This is a genomic window from Marinoscillum sp. (genome assembly GCF_040222955.1).
Classification (GTDB): domain Bacteria; phylum Bacteroidota; class Bacteroidia; order Cytophagales; family Cyclobacteriaceae; genus Marinoscillum.
Genome location: NZ_JAVKCA010000013.1, coordinates 77637 through 95441 on the forward strand (window position 1 = coordinate 77637; position 17805 = coordinate 95441).

Below are 17805 nucleotides of genomic sequence, written 5' to 3' on the forward strand. Positions count from 1 at the left end.
GGGGCTACTATCAAAAAAAATACCACTTCCCACTTTACTCCACTGTCACACTTTTAGCCAAGTTTCTTGGCTGGTCCACATTGCACCCTCTCTTCAGAGCAACATAGTAGGAAAGAAGTTGGAGCGGAATGACTGAGAGCAATGGGGTAACGACATAGTGTGATTTTGGTATCTCAATGCTATAATCTGCCATCGAAGATGCCAAGGTGTCGCCCTCAGTTACTATGGCAATTACTTTGCCTTTTCTGGATTTGACCTCCTGAATGTTGGAAACAATCTTCTCGTAAGAGTCATCCTGTGTTGCTATGAAGACAACAGGCATGTCTTCATCAATCAATGCAATTGGTCCATGTTTCATTTCTGCGGCAGGGTATCCTTCGGCATGGATGTAAGAAATTTCCTTGAGCTTAAGTGCCCCTTCCAGGGCAACTGGAAAATTGTTACCCCTGCCCAGGTAGAGAAAGTTTTGAGCGTCTTTGTAAATTTCAGCCAGTGCTTCTATTTGTTCGTTGCTTTTAAGCGCTTTAGCTACTTTTTTGGGGATCTGATTCAGTTCAGCAATTAGCAGATGAAACTGAGATTGAGAAATAGTCCCTCGAATGAGTCCCATTTTAATGGCAATCATAGATAAAACAGTGACCTGAGCTGTGAACGCTTTCGTGGAAGCAACGCCAATCTCTGGGCCTGCGTGCAAATAGGCGCCCTCATGAGTTTCACGCGCTATTGATGAACCTACCACATTGACCACACCGAAAACAATGGCCCCTTTTGATTTAGCTAATTCTATTGCTGCCAAAGTATCAGCCGTTTCTCCAGATTGAGAGATCGCTATGAATACATCTCCCTCATTTATGATTGGGTTTCTGTATCTGAACTCAGAAGCATATTCCACTTCCACTGGAATTCTACAGATGTCCTCAAATAGATACTCAGCGACTAATCCGGCATGCCACGAAGTTCCACACCCCAGCAACGTAATTTTCTTGGCATGAATAAGTGATTGACTATATTCATTTATTCCACCCAGTACTAACTCACCTTTTTCCAGAATCAGGCGTCCTCGCATGCAGTTGGCAATTGATTCTGGCTGTTCGAATATTTCTTTCTGCATGAAATGATCATACCCACTCTTTTCGATTGCTTCCAGTTCCATATCGATCAATTGAACCCGTGGATCCTGAACCGCATTATCGAGGTTCTTTATCGTATACCCACCCGAAGAAATAACCGCAATTTCAGATTCCTTGAGATAAATTACTTCATTGGTGTATTCAACAATCGGGGTGGCATCCGAAGCAATGAAATATTCATCCTGATTGATACCGATTACCATCGGACTTCCTTTCCGGGCCGCAAAGAGGTGGTCTGGATCGGCGCAAGAAAGCATAACAACGGCATATGCACCCACTACCCGCTTAAGGGCTAACCTAAAAGCCTCTTCAGTGGTTAAGTTTTCTGATTTTCTTATGAAATGAATAAAATTGACAAGTACTTCCGTATCAGTATCACTTTCAAATTCATATCCGTTGATCTCAAGTTCTTTTTTTAACGATCCATAATTCTCTATGATTCCATTGTGAATAATGGCCAGGCTTCTGTCTTGAGACATATGAGGATGGGCATTTGTGTCATTCGGCTCGCCATGGGTTGCCCAGCGTGTATGGCCAATACCAACGCCATGGTCAAAAGAGAATTGATCCTCCAATATCTTGTTTTCAAGCTCAGAAACTTTACCCTGTTTCTTGCAACATGCTAATTTGCCCTGTTCAAATCCAGCTATCCCTGCACTGTCGTACCCTCTGTATTCTAATCTTTTTAGGCCCTTAAGGATTACTTCAATTGAATGACCCGATCCTTTATAAGCTACTATGCCACACATATACCAGTATAAAATTATTTTTATTTCAGGACAAAAGTAATGAAAGTGCACTAGTGACTAAAAATTATATATATTCTTCAATATCATGGGAGTTAAGAAGTAGTTGATTTCTTTAGCGTCTGGTTTTTTGAAAAGTTCATCGGAGTATTTGAAACGCATTATTTTACGATTTGGCTATCTTTACCAGGATGAAAAAAGCACTTATAACAGGAATCACAGGACAAGATGGAGCGTATCTATCCGAGCTGCTATTGGAAAAAGGATACGAAGTTCATGGGGTGAAAAGAAGGGCTTCTTCATTTAATACAGACCGAATTGATCATTTATATCAGGATCCACATAGACCCGATGCAAGGTTGTTTCTGCATTATGGAGACCTGACAGATTCCATGAACCTGACCCGATTGATTCAGGAGATTCAGCCTGATGAGATTTATAATCTGGGAGCCATGTCCCACGTAAGAGTGAGCTTTGAGACTCCTGAATATGTGGCTGACGTTGATGGGCTTGGGACTATGCGGCTTTTGGAGGCCGTTCGTTTGCTGGGATTGACAGAAAGGACAAAAATATATCAAGCCTCCACTTCGGAGCTTTATGGTCTGGTACAGGAGGTTCCACAAAAGGAAACGACACCCTTTTATCCAAGATCTCCTTATGGAGTTGCCAAGCTTTATGCCTACTGGATTACTGTTAACTACAGGGAGGCTTACAACATGTATGCCTGTAATGGCATCCTCTTCAATCATGAGTCTCCGTTGAGGGGAGAGACCTTTGTCACGAGAAAGATCACCCGGGCGGTTGCCAAAATGGCTTTGGGCCTTCAGAGAAAAGTATTTATGGGCAATCTGGATTCGAAGCGGGACTGGGGCCATGCCAAGGACTATGTGCGCGGTATGTGGCTAATTCTTCAGCAGGACAAACCTGAAGATTTTGTATTGGCAACGGGTGTGACTACCACGATTCGGGATTTTCTTCGAATGGCCTTTGCGGAAGTGGGGGTGGAAATAGCCTTTAAAGGGGAAGGAGTTGATGAAATTGGTTATGTGAAGACCTCATCCAATCCTGATTATGCCTTCAAAGTTGGTCAGGAAGTAATTCGCATCGACCCCAAGTATTTCCGACCTACAGAAGTGGATTTACTGATTGGTGACCCGACCAAAGCGAATGAAAAATTAGGATGGAAGCCTGAATATGATCTGAAGGCACTTGTGCAGGAGATGATGGAAAGCGACCTGAAGCTTTTCGAGAAAGACAAGTACTTGTTGGAAGGTGGTCACGATATTTTGAAGCAGGCTGAGTAGTCAGGTCAAGCCACAATCACCAATCATTCTCTTCTAAAGGAATAAATATTCCGTTGAATATGGAAAAAGACGCTAAAATATACATTGCCGGCCATCGGGGGATGGTGGGATCCGCCATCGTTAGAAAACTTCTGGAGGAAGGATTTACTAATTTGGTGTACAAAACTTCTTCAGAGTTGAACCTTACCAGTCAGGCTGATGTGGAGGAATTTTTTGCACACGAAAAGCCGGATTATGTCTTCCTGGCAGCAGCCAAGGTGGGAGGCATTAATGCTAACAATATTTATCGGGGGCAATTTCTTTATGAAAACCTCATGATAGAGGCCAATGTGATCCACCAGTCTTATGTGAATGGTGTGAAAAAACTCCTTTTCCTGGGTAGTTCATGTATTTACCCTAAAATGGCCACCCAGCCTATTCAGGAGGATACTCTATTGACGGGGCCATTGGAAGAGACTAATGAGCCTTATGCCATTGCCAAGATAGCGGGAATCAAGCTTTGTGAGACCTACCGATCACAGTATGGAGTCGATTTTATCAGCGCCATGCCTACGAACCTCTATGGACCCAATGACAATTATGACCTGGCCAATTCTCATGTTTTGCCGGCGCTCATTCGCAAATTCCATATGGCCAAGGTGACCAGCACTCCGGAGGTCTCTATTTGGGGTACAGGATCACCCCTTCGTGAATTTTTGCATGTGGATGATCTGGCCGAGGCATGTCTCTTTCTGATGAACCATTATAGCAGCGAGAAGACCATCAACGTAGGGTTTGGAGAGGACTTGTCAATTAAAGACCTGGCTTTGATGGTGAAGGATGTGGTCGGCTTCAGTGGTGACCTGATTTTTGATGATACGAAACCGAATGGTACCCCAAGAAAGCTCATGGATAGTTCGAAGCTAGGGGCACTTGGCTGGGCACCGAAAATCTCACTGGCAGAAGGTATCAGAAAAGTATATGCGGATGTGGATAAATCACTTTGGTGAAATTTTGCTACTGCTTTTGTAATAATCTTTATATTTGCCGTTCATATTTTTAAAATATGTCGGAGCATCGTTTTTCCAAATATTTCCCTGTTCTCTTTCTACTCGCGGATCTGGCTTGCCTGAATCTGGGAATATTTTCGGCTAACTACGAGCGGTTCGGGGGATTTCTCTATACCAATGAGAGTTATCTAACCCTCCAGGTGGTTCTGAACCTGGCGTGGTTAATGATTTTTTTCTCTACCAAGCTACATGAAATCAGTCGTGAATTCAGGTTGATCGATCACCTCAATAAGGTTTTGACGGGGCTGGTGATTAACCTTTCGGTTGTTTTTGCCTTGTGGTTTGTGGCTAAACCCTTCTATTATTCTCGGCAGCACCTGTTCATCACCTATCTGGTTTTCACTTTACTCCTGATTTTCTGGAGATCTGTTTGGCATTATTTTATCCGCTATTACAGACGTAAGGGATATAACCTAAGAAATGTGGTTATTGTTGGGTATGGTGAGTTGGCTACGGACTTGGAGCGATATTTCCGCTATAATCCGGGGATTGGGTATAAGTTTTTGGGATATTTTGACAACAACCCTGAAGAGGCCCGAGGGCGATATTTAGGTATGGTCAATGAGCTGAAGAGTTATGTGGGGAAGCACTCCGTGGATGTGATTTTTTGTTGCCTACCCCGGCTGTATGACAAAGAAATAAAGAAACTGATTGATTTTGCTGAGAACAATTTGATCAAAATCAAGATCATCTCCCAGTTTAGCCGATTGGGAAATAAGAGCCTGAGCATCCAGAAGTACGGGGATATTCCTGTAATTAATGTGGGAGCAATACCTCTGGACAGTATGGCTAATCAGGTGATCAAACGTGCGTTCGACATCATTTTCAGTTCGTTGGTGATGATCTTTATCTTTTCCTGGCTCATACCCATCATCTCCCTGCTGATTAAAATGGAGTCTCCGGGTCCGGTGTTTTTTAAGCAGCATAGAAACGGCAGAGATAATCATCCTTTCCTGTGCTGGAAGTTCAGAACGATGGTTGTGAACAATGAGGCCGACTCCAAACAAGCCACTAAGGATGACCCCCGGATCACAAAAATTGGTGCTATTTTGAGAAAGACGAGTATTGACGAACTTCCCCAGTTTATCAATGTCTTTTTGGGAGATATGTCTGTAGTGGGCCCTAGACCTCACCCGATCAAGCTCAATGAGCAATTTCAGCCAAAGATTGATCGCTTTATCCAGCGTCATGCAGTGAAGCCGGGTATTACCGGGTTAGCACAGGCTAAAGGCTTCAGAGGGGAGACCTCTGTATTTAGTGACATGAGCGGGCGGGTTCGTTTGGACCGGTTTTATGTAAAAAATTGGTCCCTGGTACTGGACTTCAAGATAATTCTGCTTACCGTGATCTCTATTATGAGAGGCAGTGAGAACGCTTACTAAACGTAAGTATTAACACCCCCAACTAGTTTATTTCTCACTTTATCGAAATAAGAATATTAAATCTGTTTATTTTTATACTTTAGATGCTAGGTTTAAAGCTGGTTAAATGTCTATCATCATTTCTATTATCGCCGCCTTCATTGTCACCTTTATCCTGCTGCCCATCATTATTAAGGTAAGCAGGTCTGTGGATTTGTTAGATGCGCCTGACAGAAGAAAAATTCACAGGGTATCAACTCCCGCTCTCGGGGGCATTGGAATCTTTATGGGGTTTATGGTTGCTGTTTTTATGGCCGTTCCTTTGGCAGAATTGGCAACGCTCAAATTTTTCTTGTTTGGTCTGATCATTATATTCTTTATGGGTATCAGGGATGATATCTCCAGTCTCATGGCAAAGCATAAGCTTTTGGCGCAGGTGTTTGCTGCATTTTTAGTCGTTTACTTTTCGGATATACGACTTACAGGCTTCTATGGGATGTTTGGAATCGGCGAGATGCCAGAATGGTTTAGTATTCCGTTTACCATTTTTGTGTTGGTGGGGCTTACCAATAGTTTTAATTTGATTGATGGGATTGATGGCCTGGCCGGTAGCATCGGAATACTGATACTGTCTTTTTTCGGTTGGGTTTTCCTTACCGGGGGGTACTATGCATATTCTGTGCTCTGCCTGTCTGTAGTGGGGTCGTTGTTTGCTTTCCTGCTGTACAACTGGAATCCTTCTCGCGTGTTTATGGGGGACACGGGCTCGATGATTCTGGGTTTTATCATCTCATCACTGGCCATCATGTTTATCAACGTAGCTCCCGGGATAAATCTTGGGTATTTTGAAATAACCTCTAGTGTGTCCGTCTGTATTGCGGCCTTGATCCTTCCCATATTTGATACGGTTAGGGTTTTTACCATTCGATTTAGCAATGGAAAGAACCCATTGGACCCCGATCGGAACCACTTACATCATGGACTTCTAAAGCTGGGAATGAATCATGCTCAGACCACGGTCTTTTTGGGACTATTTAATTTGCTTATTCTCTTCATGGCCCTGCTGCTCGATCCTTATTTGGGAAACGGCTCGCTTATGTTGATCATTACAGCCATGTGTCTGGGGGTGACCATCACCCTGGGATATAAGCTGAAGCGAAAGGGACACCTGGGCAAGATCACTTCCGTGTCAACTAAATCAACTGATCTTTATATTTCTAAGTCTGCTTAAGAAGGTTCTCTTTATTATTTTTGCCCGATAGCTAGAAAAGATGAAAGAGAAGATCGGGACGTACATAGAGGCCATAGATAAAGCCATTGCCAAAAATAAGGAGGAACTCGAACAGTTCAGGTTGAGGTTTATCAGCCGGAAAGGAGTGTTGACAGAGCTTTTTGAAGAATTTAAGAAGGTTCCGAATGAACAAAAAAGGGAGATTGGTGGCGAGCTGAATGTACTCAAGCAAAAGGCTCAGGAGAAATTTCAGGAGTTGATCGATCAGGTGAATGGTTCAGCGGGTGATAATGCTGAGCACGACCTGGATGTGACACTACCCCCTATAGTGGAAGAGGGTTCGGTACACCCTTTATCCAAAGTTAAAAACAGGATTATTCAAATCTTTGAGCGGCAAGGGTTCAGTGTGAAAGAAGGACCTGAAATAGAGGATGACTTTCATAACTTCACGGCGCTTAATTTTCCCGAAAATCATCCTGCAAGAGAGATGCAGGACACTTATTTTATCTCCAAGAACCCAGATATTTTACTGAGGACACATACCTCTAACGTACAGATTCGGTTGATGGAACATGGCAAGCCACCATTCCGATCCATCATGCCCGGCAGGGTATTCAGAAATGAGGCCATTTCAGCCCGTGCCCATTGCTTTTTCAATCAGGTGGAGGGTTTGTATGTGGACAAGGATGTGTCTTTTAAGGATTTGAAGCAGACGCTTTACCATTTCGCCAAGGAGTTATTTGGGGAGGACACCCAGATTCGTTTTCGGCCATCATTTTTCCCATTTACAGAGCCCAGTGCCGAAATTGACATTAGTTGTTTCATCTGCAAGGGTGATGGCTGCAAAATCTGCAAGCACACAGGATGGGTTGAGATTGGTGGTTCTGGAATGGTGGACCCAAATGTGTTGGAAAGCTGTGGTATAGATCCGAAGGAGTACAGCGGATTTGCCTTCGGTATGGGGATTGAGCGAATCACCATGTTAAAGTACCAGATCGACGATATCAGGCTCTTTTCAGAAAATGACCTGAGATTTTTGAAACAGTTTTAGCGCTCTGTGGCCTTATAACAGCTGATCAATGATGGTTTCTTCCGTTTTACCTTCAGCTTCAGCCTTGAAGTTTTTCACAATTCTGTGAACAAGCACCGGCTTGGCCACCTCGCGTACATCTTCGATATCCGGTGAGTACTTTCCTTTGAGGAGGGCATTGCATTTGGCGGCCAGAATTAAAAACTGGCTGGCCCGAGGCCCTGCTCCCCATTCCAGGTATTCATCACTGATGGGATCTGAGTTTTCTGTGAAGGGCCTGGTTTTATGCACCAGATTCACCACATACTCAAAGACATTGTCTGCCACGGGCACTTTTCTCACCAGTTTCTGAAACTTAAGAATTTGCTCCTTGGTGAGAATTTCACCTACGCTATACTCGTCCCCCGAAGTGGTTTGCTTAATAATACTCAGCTCCTCTTGTAGTGAGGGGTAATTGAGCTTGATCATAAACATGAATCGATCCAGCTGCGCTTCAGGGAGCGGATAAGTACCTTCCTGCTCAATAGGGTTTTGCGTGGCCAGTACGAAAAATGGTTTGTCCAGTATGTAGTGATTGCCACCTGTAGTCACGGCACCTTCCTGCATGGCTTCAAGGAGAGCAGACTGTGTCTTTGGGGGCGTCCTGTTGATTTCATCTGCCAGGATGACATTGGAAAAGATGGGCCCTTTGATGAAGCGGAAGTTTCGTTCCTGATCCAAGGTTTCGGCACCCAACACATCCGATGGCATGAGGTCAGGGGTAAATTGAATCCGGCTGAAATTCAGTCCCAGGGACTGAGCCATGGTGTGAACCAAAAGGGTCTTTGCCAGACCGGGAACCCCTACAAGTAGCGCATGTCCGCCACAGAAAATGGAAGTGATGAGTAACCTGACCACTTCTTTCTGACCGATCACTACTTTGCCGATTTCCTGTTCCAGCTTCTGATAAGCGGTATGCAATTCATTGGCCACTTCTACTTCATTCTCCATTTCAGACATATTCAGATTTTTGGGTTATTGCTCCAGGAGGTTACAGTGATCGAATTCCGGATCGATATCAATGTAAACTTCATCCCGGGCATCATCAAACCATTCGGATAAAATTTTATTTCTTTTATTATTGAGGGTTGCCGCTGCTATTTTTTGATAGTCATCCTTCAGGTTGGCCTGATGGGGCGCCAATCTGTTTTTATAATACAGAATTCTGAAGGCGGTGGAGCCATCGGGCTGCTGAAATTCCAGGGGCCTGGAGATACTCCCAATCTCCATCGTATCCAATGTGAAAAATATGGTGGGATCCAATTGATCCACGGATACCCTGTTGGATTCATTGTCATCCAGGAAAAAACCTCCATTGGATGAAGTGAGCTGATCATCGGAGTATTCTTTGGCCGCAGCCTGAAAAGTAAGACTGTCATTCACAATGGCAGTCCTCAGACTGTCCAGGTAAGTCCTGGCTTTGGTTACATCCTCATTGGAGGGTTTGGGGGAGATAAGTATGTGCCGGGTTTTGAAAGTATTTCCCCGCTTTTGCTGGAGCTCTATCAGGTGATAGCCAAACTGAGTTTCAATGGGCATGGAAAGCTCACCTTCATTCAAGGTCATGGCCGTAGCTTCAAACTCAGGTGCCAAATCTCCCCGCTTGTAAAAGGGAAGTTCTCCACCTCTGGCTGCCGAGCCCGGGTCTTCGGAATATTGTCTCGCCAGAGCTGCAAAAGATTCTCCCTGAAGAACTCTTCCACGGATTTCGTACATCAGCTTCTTCACATCTTCCTTTTGCTTGGTTCCGGCTTTTGGTTGCTTTACGATTTGCCCCACTACCACTTCGGTGGAAAAAAACGGAAGGCTATCCTGGGGGATCTTGGCGAAGAATCGCTTCACCTCTGCGGGAGATACCTTCAGGTCTGTAGTAATCTCCTGCTGCATCCGCTGGATCACCATTTGCTCTTTAATGTCGTCGAAAAGGTCGGCTTCTATCTGATCCATGGATTTCTTGTAATAGGCCTCTATTTCTTCCTGTGAGCCGATCTGGGAGATCATGTACTCCATTCTCCTACCCAGGTTGCTTCTTACCTCTTCGTCTGCCACCTCCACAGAGTCAATTTCTGCTTTGGCTACGAGCATTTTGTTCACCACCAGTTGCTCCAGTATGTTACATTTGGCCGTACTCCCTCTAAACTCACCACGGGAGAGGTAATCCAGATAAGCCTTTTCAAGGTCTGATTTGAGAATGATGTAATTGTCCACTTTGGCAATGATCTTATCTACCACCACGCCTTCAGTTTGGGCGCGGGTAATAAGTGGTAAGATCAGTATAATGCTAATCGCGATATATTTCAAACAGATGTTGTTGCTTTGATTCATCATAAATTTTTTCTTCTAGCTCCTTCTTCAGCGCAATTTTCCTCTTATTGATGATAATGTTCTTAATGTCTTCTCTGATAAACTCTAACGGTGAAATCTCATCTGAAATTTTAAAATCGAAGATATTTAGAAAATAGATGTATTCTTCATTGGTAGTTTCGGAGTACTTGTTTTTCGAAAGGAACTGATTCTTATTTTCAAGGGTCTCCAGTGGAGTGCCCAGGATGAGCTCATCGAAAATGATCCAGGTGGTATCTTCCAGGTATGACTTAGTAGCAAATTGGGAAACATATGATTTGAGGTCTTCCAGATTTCCTTCCGGATGAGCCCGGAAGTTACGACGAAACTGGGCAATGTTAGGAGCGTTTTTGGGAACCTGAGCAAAGATGCATTTCACAATGTTCTGCTTAAGCAAAAAATTATCGGCTTTGCCATTGTAGTAGTTGAGTACTTGCTCGCTACTCACCTCACGATCCAGGTTTTGAGTAATGTATTTTTTCTCGAATGAGTGCACCATGAGGGCGTAGCGATAGTCCAACACCTTGCGCTCAATTTCAGCTTCGTTAAAATCTACTGCTTGTGAAGATCGTGAAATCATTAGCTGCTTCTTGATCCAGTCTTCTATGTATTTCTCAGCCAGTTTGGTACTGTCTTCAGAGGAAATGTTGGCAGGAAAAAGACCATCCAGGTCGGAAGGGTAGAGGTAGCTGTCCATGCTCTTGGCAATGGGTGCTTCTGTGGCTGTTTCTTTCGGTTTGAAAAACTCACACCCGTAGGAAAACGCCAAAATTATGATCCAGCCATACTTCATTCACTCAGCTTTTTAGTCAGCCTGCAAATATTGTAATTCTTCTCGGTAGAGAACTCTATTTTGTCCATTATTCTCTTAACGAGCATCAGGCCTACGCCACCTTTCCTTCTGGAAGAGACGATCTCATCCAGAGAGGGTTCAGCATAAGTGCTCAGATTGAAACTGATCCCCTGATCTCTGATAACAAAAGTGACCTGCTCTGCCGGCTGAAAATCAACGTAAACTTCAATGGTTTGGGAGGGATTGCAATGGTTGGAATGAATGATCAGGTTGGCGCAAATCTCATCCACAGCCAGGACGAGTTTATGTGCCTCCACTTCTTTGATTGCCTCCCGATGTAGGATGTCAGCAACAAATTGTCTGATCTTGGCAAGATTCTGCTTGCTACACGATATGGTCAGCTTATTTTCCATTCAAAAGCTCCCGGGCTTCTTCCTTATTGGTGGTAATATTCATCAAATGCTGAAGTCCCAGAATGTCAAAGACTTCTCTGACCTTGTCCTGAAGCCCATAAATGACCAACTTGATGTTATTCGTTTTGAGCTCCTCGAGGTAAGAAATAAACACTCCCAACCCGGCGGAAGAGATGTACTCCAGCCGGCTGAGGTTGATGAGTATTTTGGTATAATTTTCAGCTGCAGATTTTAAAGCATTATCCAGTTCTATCGATGAGCTGGCATCCACGTCGCCCTTTACTTCTATGAGTTGATAATCCGACTCAGCCTGTGTGTTTATTTCTACCATAGTTATTATTTAAACCTGACGATGGTCAGTGTATAATCATCGTCTAATTTGTTCCCATTCAAAAATTTTAGCAGATCGTTAATGAGCATATCTTTCAGTTTACCCAAAGGCGCATTAATGTGGTTGTGCAGTGAGGATTTCAGGCCATCCGCGCCATATTGCTTCTTGTATTCATTTTTAGCTTCTGATATGCCATCTGTATACAGCAGCAACAGGTCACCTGGCTGGTAGTTTATGGTTTCTTCTTGAACGTATTCGTTGTACTGCGAGTTTCTCAGGATGCCCAGTCCCAGCCCTTCTTTCTCCAAAAGGGTGATATTTCCAGTTGAAGCTGAATAATACATGGCCGGGCAGTGCCCCGCTCTGGCATAGCAGAACTTTCTTTCCTGGGTGTGGATCACAAAGTAAATGGCGGTAATGAAGGAGTTTTTCTCCAGGCAACGGCCTATAGCAGTGTTCGCCTTGGTGATGAACTCCTTTGGGGTACTTACATCCTGAGCCAGACTGTGAAAAATGCCCCTCATCTGAGCCATATTGAACGCTGCAGAGGTGCCCTTGCCGGACACATCACCGATAATGAGGTTAAAAACGTCCTTAGAAGGCTCAATAATGTCATAATAATCACCCCCCACCTCATCGGCGGCCATGCTATAGGCTTCTATCTCAAAACAGTCATTGTGCTCCAGTACGGAAGGAAGCAGACTCTTCTGTACACCTTTGGCTATCTTCAATTGTTCTTTGTACCGCTCATTGTCAAGTGCTTCCCTGATCAGGTGGAAGTTCTCAATGGAGATACTGGCCTGGTTTACAAAAGTGGTGATGATGTCTACCATCTCCCGGTTGAAGGCGTCACCTACCTCCTGCAGCAAAGCCAGGGAGCCTATTTGCTCGCTCTTGACCATGACGGGTACAGCAATGATGGATTTGAAGTCAGGATGATTGAGGGTGCCGATAACCTTGCTTGGAGCAAACTCATGAGCGACCTGATGACTCAGTATTTTCTTGATAAAATCCTGCTTCACACTTTCCTTAATGTCTTTCACTGTAGAGGAGGTGACACCTCGGGTGAGCAGGATCGGTTCTTCCCCATTGATTTCCAGCCAGGCGGCATCGGCAAAGACAGCACTCATAGAGCTCTCCAGAAGGATGTCATAAGTCTGCTCGGCACTTTGTCCTGCCGGAATGGACTGGCTCAGCTTCTGAAAGTCTATGGCCTCCTGTAGCTTCCGCTCAAAAACGGACGACGTGGGCAGATTGAAGAGGGTGACCAGGATAGAAATGCCGGCATACAAGATAATAAAGATGAACAGCGACACAAAATAAGCCCGATCCAGCAAGTCCAGATTGAGGGCCCCTGTCTCTGAAAAATTCATCAGGTTCAGCAGGAAATGGTACAGGTAGATGCCTGAGAGAATGATGAAAAGGATGCTTTTCCACTTCTGCCTGAAGTTGAGGTAGGCAATCCACTTGAGGTTAAAAGCAAGGATGATACCCAAACCACCTAAAAAGATCAGCGCTGTGTTGAAGTTGACACTGAGAAATTTGTTGCCAAACAGGTCAAAAATCAGACTCCCGAGCAGGGCGTATTCGAAGAACCCCCAGAGCTGGATTAGGTTCTTTGATTTTTGATAAAGGATGAGCCGTTTCCAAACCACAAAAGTGGATACCAGGTAGATCACTACCAGGCCCACCAGGATATTGTAGAGGAAATTTACCGTGAATGGATTTTCACTGATGGTACTATTGCCGAAAATATAGAAAAACAGGCGGATGAAAAGCGATCCAATAGTGGTCACCAACCCTGTAATGAAGACCCGCCAAAGCAGATCTATGAAGTTGATGCTGTCTGCCTTGGTGATGGTGTAGCGATAGTAAGCCAAGGTGGAGAGCACCAGGGTAGTCAGGAAAATCTGTGGCAAAATGGCCGACAGGTCTACATTCAACTGATATTGGTCTACAAAAAGGAGGTAGAGATCAAAAAACGTAAACAGTAACCATGACAGGATGCCTGCTAAAAAGCTAAGTCGTATTTTGAGTTTTTCGGAGAGCATCGGCGTGCCGCAAAAATACGGGGGTGGCCCTTAATAAAAAAGCCATCCATATAATGTATGGACGGCTTTCACTTTTTTTAACGATTCCAGCCGGTTGGCTTATTTAAATGGTGATAAAAAACCCGGAAGGATGGTCACGACTATTTATTGGCGCGGTAAAAGGCCTCTAGAAACCTAAGCCTTATTTTGACCTTTATGGAGAGTACGCCAGGTAATTTCGAGGGTTGCGGTTCACTCCTTTATGATTACATAGTAATCCTGAAGTTAACTAAGTTCCACTGTTTGCCCATTATATTTCGCCTCTGAGGTCCGGGTGTTAAAGCTACTCGTGCCACCTACTACCCAGGTGATTGTATCAATATCCGATTCTGTTAACCTAAGAAAGAACTCCTTGTTGCCGGGATCTTCAATATATTGACCCTTGATAAAAGAGATCAACTCCTAATATAAAAAGAGAACTATCCATCGCAGCTATCTCCCTTGGCCAAATTTCTATTTTCCCGCTGACCTTGGATTCATTTTGTATGGTCCAACCCTCAATTTGATTCTGGTCATAGGATTCTGGACTATCGGGATTCAGCAAGTCAACTCCAGTGTCAGTCACCAGCCTTAGTTTAGGAAATGTAGCCTGCATAGAGCCCTCCTCTTCAGAGCAGGCCATAACAAAGGGTATTTAAGGTGAAAATGATTACTTGTAGTTTTTTCATAGCTGGTTTACATGTTGGCTTGAGAGCGCTCAAACCCTAATCAAAGTGCTTCTCAATCGTATAGAAGTCTTTCAGGGAACTGAGTTTCATTTCAACAATTTTGCCATTATATCGAACCTCGTCGGTGAAAATGGCTCCGCCATTTCCTGATGTCACCCAGGTGATGGTGTCTATGTCCTCACTTCTAAACTGAATGAATACTTCCCAAGCACCTGAATTATTGCTCATGTAGGCATTTTTCCCATCTTCGCGAATGAAAGTAACCAGGAAACTGGTGTCTGAAGCGAATCTTATTCGCTCACGAATTGATGTGGATAAGAGGATTTTAGTGCCGCCCTTGACCGTCCAAAATTCTATATCACTTGCTTCTAGTGAATTTGGTGTGGCTGGATTCAGTAAATCCTGGCCATCGGCATTCACAAGCTTGAATTCAGGCCGATCTGGAATGGACTCACAGCAGTCCCTTTTGCAACTAAGCAATAGAAATCCAGCAATAAGAAAGAAAGCATTTCTTATGAACATAGAGCTAAAGATAAAAAAAGCTGCGTTTGAAACGCAACTGTTTTTATCATTGCCCAATAGAGTCCGATGACTCCTTGAATGCTTATCTCCTGCTGTAGTTAGGTGCTTCTCTGGTAATGGTGATGTCATGTGGGTGGCTTTCTGCCACACCTGCAGCTGATATTTTCACAAATTTGGCATTGTGTAATTGTTCAATGGTTCCTGCGCCACAGTAGCCCATTCCTGCTTTCAGACCACCGGTGAGTTGATAGAGCACTTCTGACACCATGCCTTTGTATGGCACCCGGCCCACTATGCCTTCGGGCACCAGCTTTTTGATGTCGTCCTCGGCATCCTGAAAGTATCGGTCTTTGGAACCGTCTTCCATGGCCTCCACTGAGCCCATTCCGCGGTAAGTTTTGAATTTTCGTCCTTCGTAGATGATCATTTCGCCCGGTGCTTCTTCAGTTCCTGCTAACAGTGAGCCAATCATCACACTACTGGCACCGCCTGCCAGGGCCTTCACCAGGTCGCCTGAGAAACGAATACCCCCATCGGCTATGATGGGCAGGTCTTTTCCTTTCAGGGCTTTGGCAGCTTCATATACTGCTGATAACTGCGGCACGCCTACACCGGCCACCACACGTGTGGTACAGATACTTCCGGGACCCACACCTACCTTCACTGCATCAGCACCAGCGGCAGCCAGTGCTTCAGCTGCCTCATAAGTAGCGATGTTACCCACGATGAGTTCCAGGTCCGGGAAGGCTTTCTTTACGTTTTTGGCTGCGTCGATTACCCCTTTGGAGTGGCCGTGGGCAGTGTCAATGCTCACCACATCCACACCGGCATTCACCAGGGCTTTGATTCGGTCCACCATATCGGGTGTCACACCCACTGCCGCACCTACTCTCAGTCGGCCGTATTCGTCCTTGCAGGCATTAGGACGATCTTTGTTTTTCAGGATATCCTTGTACGTGATAAGTCCTGTGAGCTTGCCGTCCTTATCAATGATGGGTAGCTTTTCTATCTTGTACTCCTGCAGAATCTGCTCGGCCTCTTTCAGGCCCACTTCCACCTCCGCTGTGACAAGGTTTTCTGTGGTCATAATCTCGCGGATCGGGCGTTTCATGTTTTTCTGAAACCTCAAATCACGGTTGGTGATGATCCCGATCAATTTTTTATTTTGGTCGATGACCGGTATTCCTCCAATTTTATTTTCGCGCATGATCTTTTCCGCATCTCCGGCCACACTGTCATGAGAAAGGGTGATGGGATCTAGAATCATTCCACTTTGAGATCGCTTTACTTTGCGTACCTGGGCGGCTTGCTGATCGGCAGGCATGTTTTTGTGGATAAAGCCCAAACCACCTTCCAATGCCATGGCTATAGCCAGTTCGGCTTCCGTCACGGTGTCCATCGCAGCAGACACAAGTGGGATATTCAGCCTAATATTGCGGGTAATTCTGGTGGAGGTATCGGTATCTCTGGGGAGGATTTCAGAGTAACCTGGAAGCAGAAGCACATCATCATAGGTAAGTGCTTCAAAGAGGAATTTATCGTCGAGATTCATGCAAACAATATTTGTTATTATTTGCCGGGCAAAATTAACTGGTCTTATAGAGATTGCGAAACTTAATGTGATTTATAATTTACAGGCATGAATGAATTTTTCTCCCAGTTACTGGATCAAATGTATCAGACCACATGGCTGGAAGCTGTAGCGGTGTTTTTTGGATTGTTGAGTGTGTGGTTTTCCAAACAGGAAAATATTTTGGTATATCCTACGGGTATCGTATCGGTGCTGATTTATATCTACCTCACCCTCCAATATAAACTCTATGCCGACACGGGGATAAATGGGTACTATTTTGTGATGAGCGTATACGGCTGGTATCATTGGACAGACAGTGAGAATAGACCACAGATCCCTGTGACGAGCAATAGCAAGAAGCAGAATGTGATGAGTGTTCTGTTCTTCATTGTTTCTTTTATTGCCATCAGGACGGCTTTGGTCTACTTCACCGATAGTGATGTACCCAACTGGGATGCTGTTACCACTTCGTTTGCGCTGGTGGGCATGTGGCTGATGGCCGAAAAGAAGATAGAGAACTGGATCGCCTGGATCATCACAGACATTATTTCTATTCCGCTTTATTTGTACAAAGGGTTGCCCTTTACAGCTTTGCAGTTTTTAATATTTACAGTGCTGGCCACCTGGGGGTATTTTTCATGGAGAAAAACGTTGCTTAAATCATGATCAGGAAGATAGCGATAATTGGTCCCGAGTCTACAGGGAAAAGCGAATTGTGCCAACATCTGGCGCGGATTTACGATACAGAATGGGTGCCGGAGTATGCTCGTTTTTACCTTGACCGGCTAGAAGGTGAATATCAAAAGGAGGACCTCCTGCATATTGCTCAGGGTCAGATGGTCTGGGAAGATGATAAGGCTGAGCAGGCCAACGGGTATCTCTTTTGTGATACCAACCTGATTGTGATGAAGGTCTGGAGTGAGCATAAGTATGGTGAGGCAGATCCCTGGATACTGGCAGAGCTGGAAAAGCGACATTACGATTTTTACCTGCTTGGTAATATAGATTTGATCTGGCGGCCGGATCCTCAGCGAGAGCACCCGAAGCTGAGAAAACACTTTTTTGATGTTTATGAAGCTTACCTCAGGGATCATCAATTGCCCTATGCCATTGTATCGGGGATCGAGGACTTAAGGGTCAAATGTGCTCAGGATTTAATCGAGGATTTCTTCAACAAATAGT

General features: G+C 44.6%; 16 protein-coding genes. 7 read left to right on the plus strand and 9 right to left on the minus strand.

Translation table 11 applies throughout. From position 1 onward, the window contains the following. Window positions 1-34: 34 nt before the first annotated feature. Window positions 35-1879, minus strand: coding sequence for a glutamine--fructose-6-phosphate transaminase (isomerizing) (gene glmS / locus RIH33_RS12725; RefSeq protein ID WP_406651171.1), 1845 nt, complete (start codon window positions 1877-1879; stop codon window positions 35-37). 188 nt (window positions 1880-2067) lie between these two features. On the opposite strand from glmS, the gene gmd reads away from it, so the two are divergent. From gmd to pheS, 5 genes are all read left to right on the plus strand, one after another. Next, window positions 2068-3180, plus strand: a complete 1113-nt coding sequence (gmd, locus tag RIH33_RS12730; protein ID WP_406651173.1) for a GDP-mannose 4,6-dehydratase — start codon at window positions 2068-2070, stop codon at window positions 3178-3180. Between the two features lie 59 nt (window positions 3181-3239). Beyond that, window positions 3240-4169: a GDP-L-fucose synthase family protein gene (locus tag RIH33_RS12735; protein WP_406651174.1), complete on the plus strand. Its 930-nt coding sequence runs from the start codon at window positions 3240-3242 to the stop codon at window positions 4167-4169. Window positions 4170-4225: 56 nt separating this feature from the next. Beyond that, on the plus strand, window positions 4226-5611 hold the full coding sequence (locus RIH33_RS12740; protein ID WP_406651175.1) for an undecaprenyl-phosphate glucose phosphotransferase: 1386 nt from the start codon (window positions 4226-4228) through the stop codon (window positions 5609-5611). 106 nt (window positions 5612-5717) lie between these two features. Further along, on the plus strand, window positions 5718-6821 hold the full coding sequence (locus RIH33_RS12745; RefSeq protein ID WP_406651176.1) for an MraY family glycosyltransferase: 1104 nt from the start codon (window positions 5718-5720) through the stop codon (window positions 6819-6821). 40 nt (window positions 6822-6861) lie between these two features. Further along, window positions 6862-7872 (plus strand): phenylalanine--tRNA ligase subunit alpha, encoded by a 1011-nt coding sequence (pheS, locus tag RIH33_RS12750; protein ID WP_406651177.1) that lies wholly within the window; start codon window positions 6862-6864, stop codon window positions 7870-7872. Window positions 7873-7884: 12 nt separating this feature from the next. Here pheS and RIH33_RS12755 read toward each other — a convergent pair whose 3' ends face one another. The 8 genes from RIH33_RS12755 to guaB all read right to left on the minus strand — a co-directional run bounded on the left by RIH33_RS12755 (window position 7885) and on the right by guaB (window position 16602). Next, the gene (locus RIH33_RS12755) at window positions 7885-8850 is read right to left on the minus strand and encodes an AAA family ATPase (protein WP_406651178.1); all 966 of its coding nucleotides are present in this window, start codon (window positions 8848-8850) and stop codon (window positions 7885-7887) included. Between the two features lie 15 nt (window positions 8851-8865). Beyond that, complete coding sequence (locus RIH33_RS12760; RefSeq protein WP_406651179.1) at window positions 8866-10218, minus strand: peptidylprolyl isomerase; 1353 nt, start codon at window positions 10216-10218, stop codon at window positions 8866-8868. Then, window positions 10172-11026 (minus strand): peptidyl-prolyl cis-trans isomerase, encoded by an 855-nt coding sequence (locus tag RIH33_RS12765; RefSeq protein ID WP_406651180.1) that lies wholly within the window; start codon window positions 11024-11026, stop codon window positions 10172-10174. The genes RIH33_RS12760 and RIH33_RS12765 overlap by 47 nt, the downstream gene beginning before the upstream one ends. Next, the gene (locus RIH33_RS12770; RefSeq protein WP_406651181.1) at window positions 11023-11439 is read right to left on the minus strand and encodes an ATP-binding protein; all 417 of its coding nucleotides are present in this window, start codon (window positions 11437-11439) and stop codon (window positions 11023-11025) included. Before RIH33_RS12770 ends, RIH33_RS12765 begins: the two co-directional genes overlap by 4 nt. Next, a complete protein-coding gene (locus RIH33_RS12775) occupies window positions 11429-11770 on the minus strand; it encodes an STAS domain-containing protein (RefSeq protein ID WP_406651182.1) in 342 nt (113 codons plus the stop codon). The genes RIH33_RS12770 and RIH33_RS12775 overlap by 11 nt, the downstream gene beginning before the upstream one ends. A 5-nt stretch (window positions 11771-11775) precedes the next feature. After that, window positions 11776-13821, minus strand: coding sequence for a SpoIIE family protein phosphatase (locus tag RIH33_RS12780; RefSeq protein WP_406651183.1), 2046 nt, complete (start codon window positions 13819-13821; stop codon window positions 11776-11778). A 743-nt stretch (window positions 13822-14564) separates the two neighbouring features. Next, window positions 14565-15050 carry a hypothetical protein gene (locus RIH33_RS12785; RefSeq protein ID WP_406651184.1) on the minus strand — a complete coding sequence of 162 codons (486 nt, stop codon included), beginning with the start codon at window positions 15048-15050 and terminating at the stop codon, window positions 14565-14567. Window positions 15051-15132: 82 nt separating this feature from the next. Then, window positions 15133-16602, minus strand: coding sequence for an IMP dehydrogenase (guaB, locus tag RIH33_RS12790; protein ID WP_159582791.1), 1470 nt, complete (start codon window positions 16600-16602; stop codon window positions 15133-15135). An 87-nt stretch (window positions 16603-16689) separates the two neighbouring features. Between guaB and pnuC the strand changes: the two genes are divergently transcribed. Next, on the plus strand, window positions 16690-17289 hold the full coding sequence (pnuC, locus tag RIH33_RS12795; protein ID WP_406651185.1) for a nicotinamide riboside transporter PnuC: 600 nt from the start codon (window positions 16690-16692) through the stop codon (window positions 17287-17289). Further along, complete coding sequence (locus RIH33_RS12800; RefSeq protein ID WP_406651186.1) at window positions 17286-17804, plus strand: AAA family ATPase; 519 nt, start codon at window positions 17286-17288, stop codon at window positions 17802-17804. Before pnuC ends, RIH33_RS12800 begins: the two co-directional genes overlap by 4 nt. Window position 17805: the final 1 nt, after the last annotated feature.

What these genes read in the sequence shown, in the direction of transcription:
- pheS (WP_406651177.1), top strand. Translation starts at nt 6,862, where the DNA reads ATGAAAGAGAAGATCGGGACGTACATAGAGGCCATAGATAAAGCCATT.
- RIH33_RS12745 (WP_406651176.1), top strand. Translation starts at nt 5,718, where the DNA reads ATGTCTATCATCATTTCTATTATCGCCGCCTTCATTGTCACCTTTATC.
- glmS (WP_406651171.1), bottom strand. Translation starts at nt 1,879, where the DNA reads ATGTGTGGCATAGTAGCTTATAAAGGATCGGGTCATTCAATTGAAGTA.
- RIH33_RS12755 (WP_406651178.1), bottom strand. Translation starts at nt 8,850, where the DNA reads ATGTCTGAAATGGAGAATGAAGTAGAAGTGGCCAATGAATTGCATACC.
- RIH33_RS12775 (WP_406651182.1), bottom strand. Translation starts at nt 11,770, where the DNA reads ATGGTAGAAATAAACACACAGGCTGAGTCGGATTATCAACTCATAGAA.
- guaB (WP_159582791.1), bottom strand. Translation starts at nt 16,602, where the DNA reads ATGAATCTCGACGATAAATTCCTCTTTGAAGCACTTACCTATGATGAT.
- RIH33_RS12785 (WP_406651184.1), bottom strand. Translation starts at nt 15,050, where the DNA reads ATGTTCATAAGAAATGCTTTCTTTCTTATTGCTGGATTTCTATTGCTT.
- RIH33_RS12800 (WP_406651186.1), top strand. Translation starts at nt 17,286, where the DNA reads ATGATCAGGAAGATAGCGATAATTGGTCCCGAGTCTACAGGGAAAAGC.
- RIH33_RS12770 (WP_406651181.1), bottom strand. Translation starts at nt 11,439, where the DNA reads ATGGAAAATAAGCTGACCATATCGTGTAGCAAGCAGAATCTTGCCAAG.
- gmd (WP_406651173.1), top strand. Translation starts at nt 2,068, where the DNA reads ATGAAAAAAGCACTTATAACAGGAATCACAGGACAAGATGGAGCGTAT.
- RIH33_RS12740 (WP_406651175.1), top strand. Translation starts at nt 4,226, where the DNA reads ATGTCGGAGCATCGTTTTTCCAAATATTTCCCTGTTCTCTTTCTACTC.
- RIH33_RS12735 (WP_406651174.1), top strand. Translation starts at nt 3,240, where the DNA reads ATGGAAAAAGACGCTAAAATATACATTGCCGGCCATCGGGGGATGGTG.
- RIH33_RS12760 (WP_406651179.1), bottom strand. Translation starts at nt 10,218, where the DNA reads ATGATGAATCAAAGCAACAACATCTGTTTGAAATATATCGCGATTAGC.
- RIH33_RS12765 (WP_406651180.1), bottom strand. Translation starts at nt 11,026, where the DNA reads ATGAAGTATGGCTGGATCATAATTTTGGCGTTTTCCTACGGGTGTGAG.
- pnuC (WP_406651185.1), top strand. Translation starts at nt 16,690, where the DNA reads ATGAATGAATTTTTCTCCCAGTTACTGGATCAAATGTATCAGACCACA.
- RIH33_RS12780 (WP_406651183.1), bottom strand. Translation starts at nt 13,821, where the DNA reads ATGCTCTCCGAAAAACTCAAAATACGACTTAGCTTTTTAGCAGGCATC.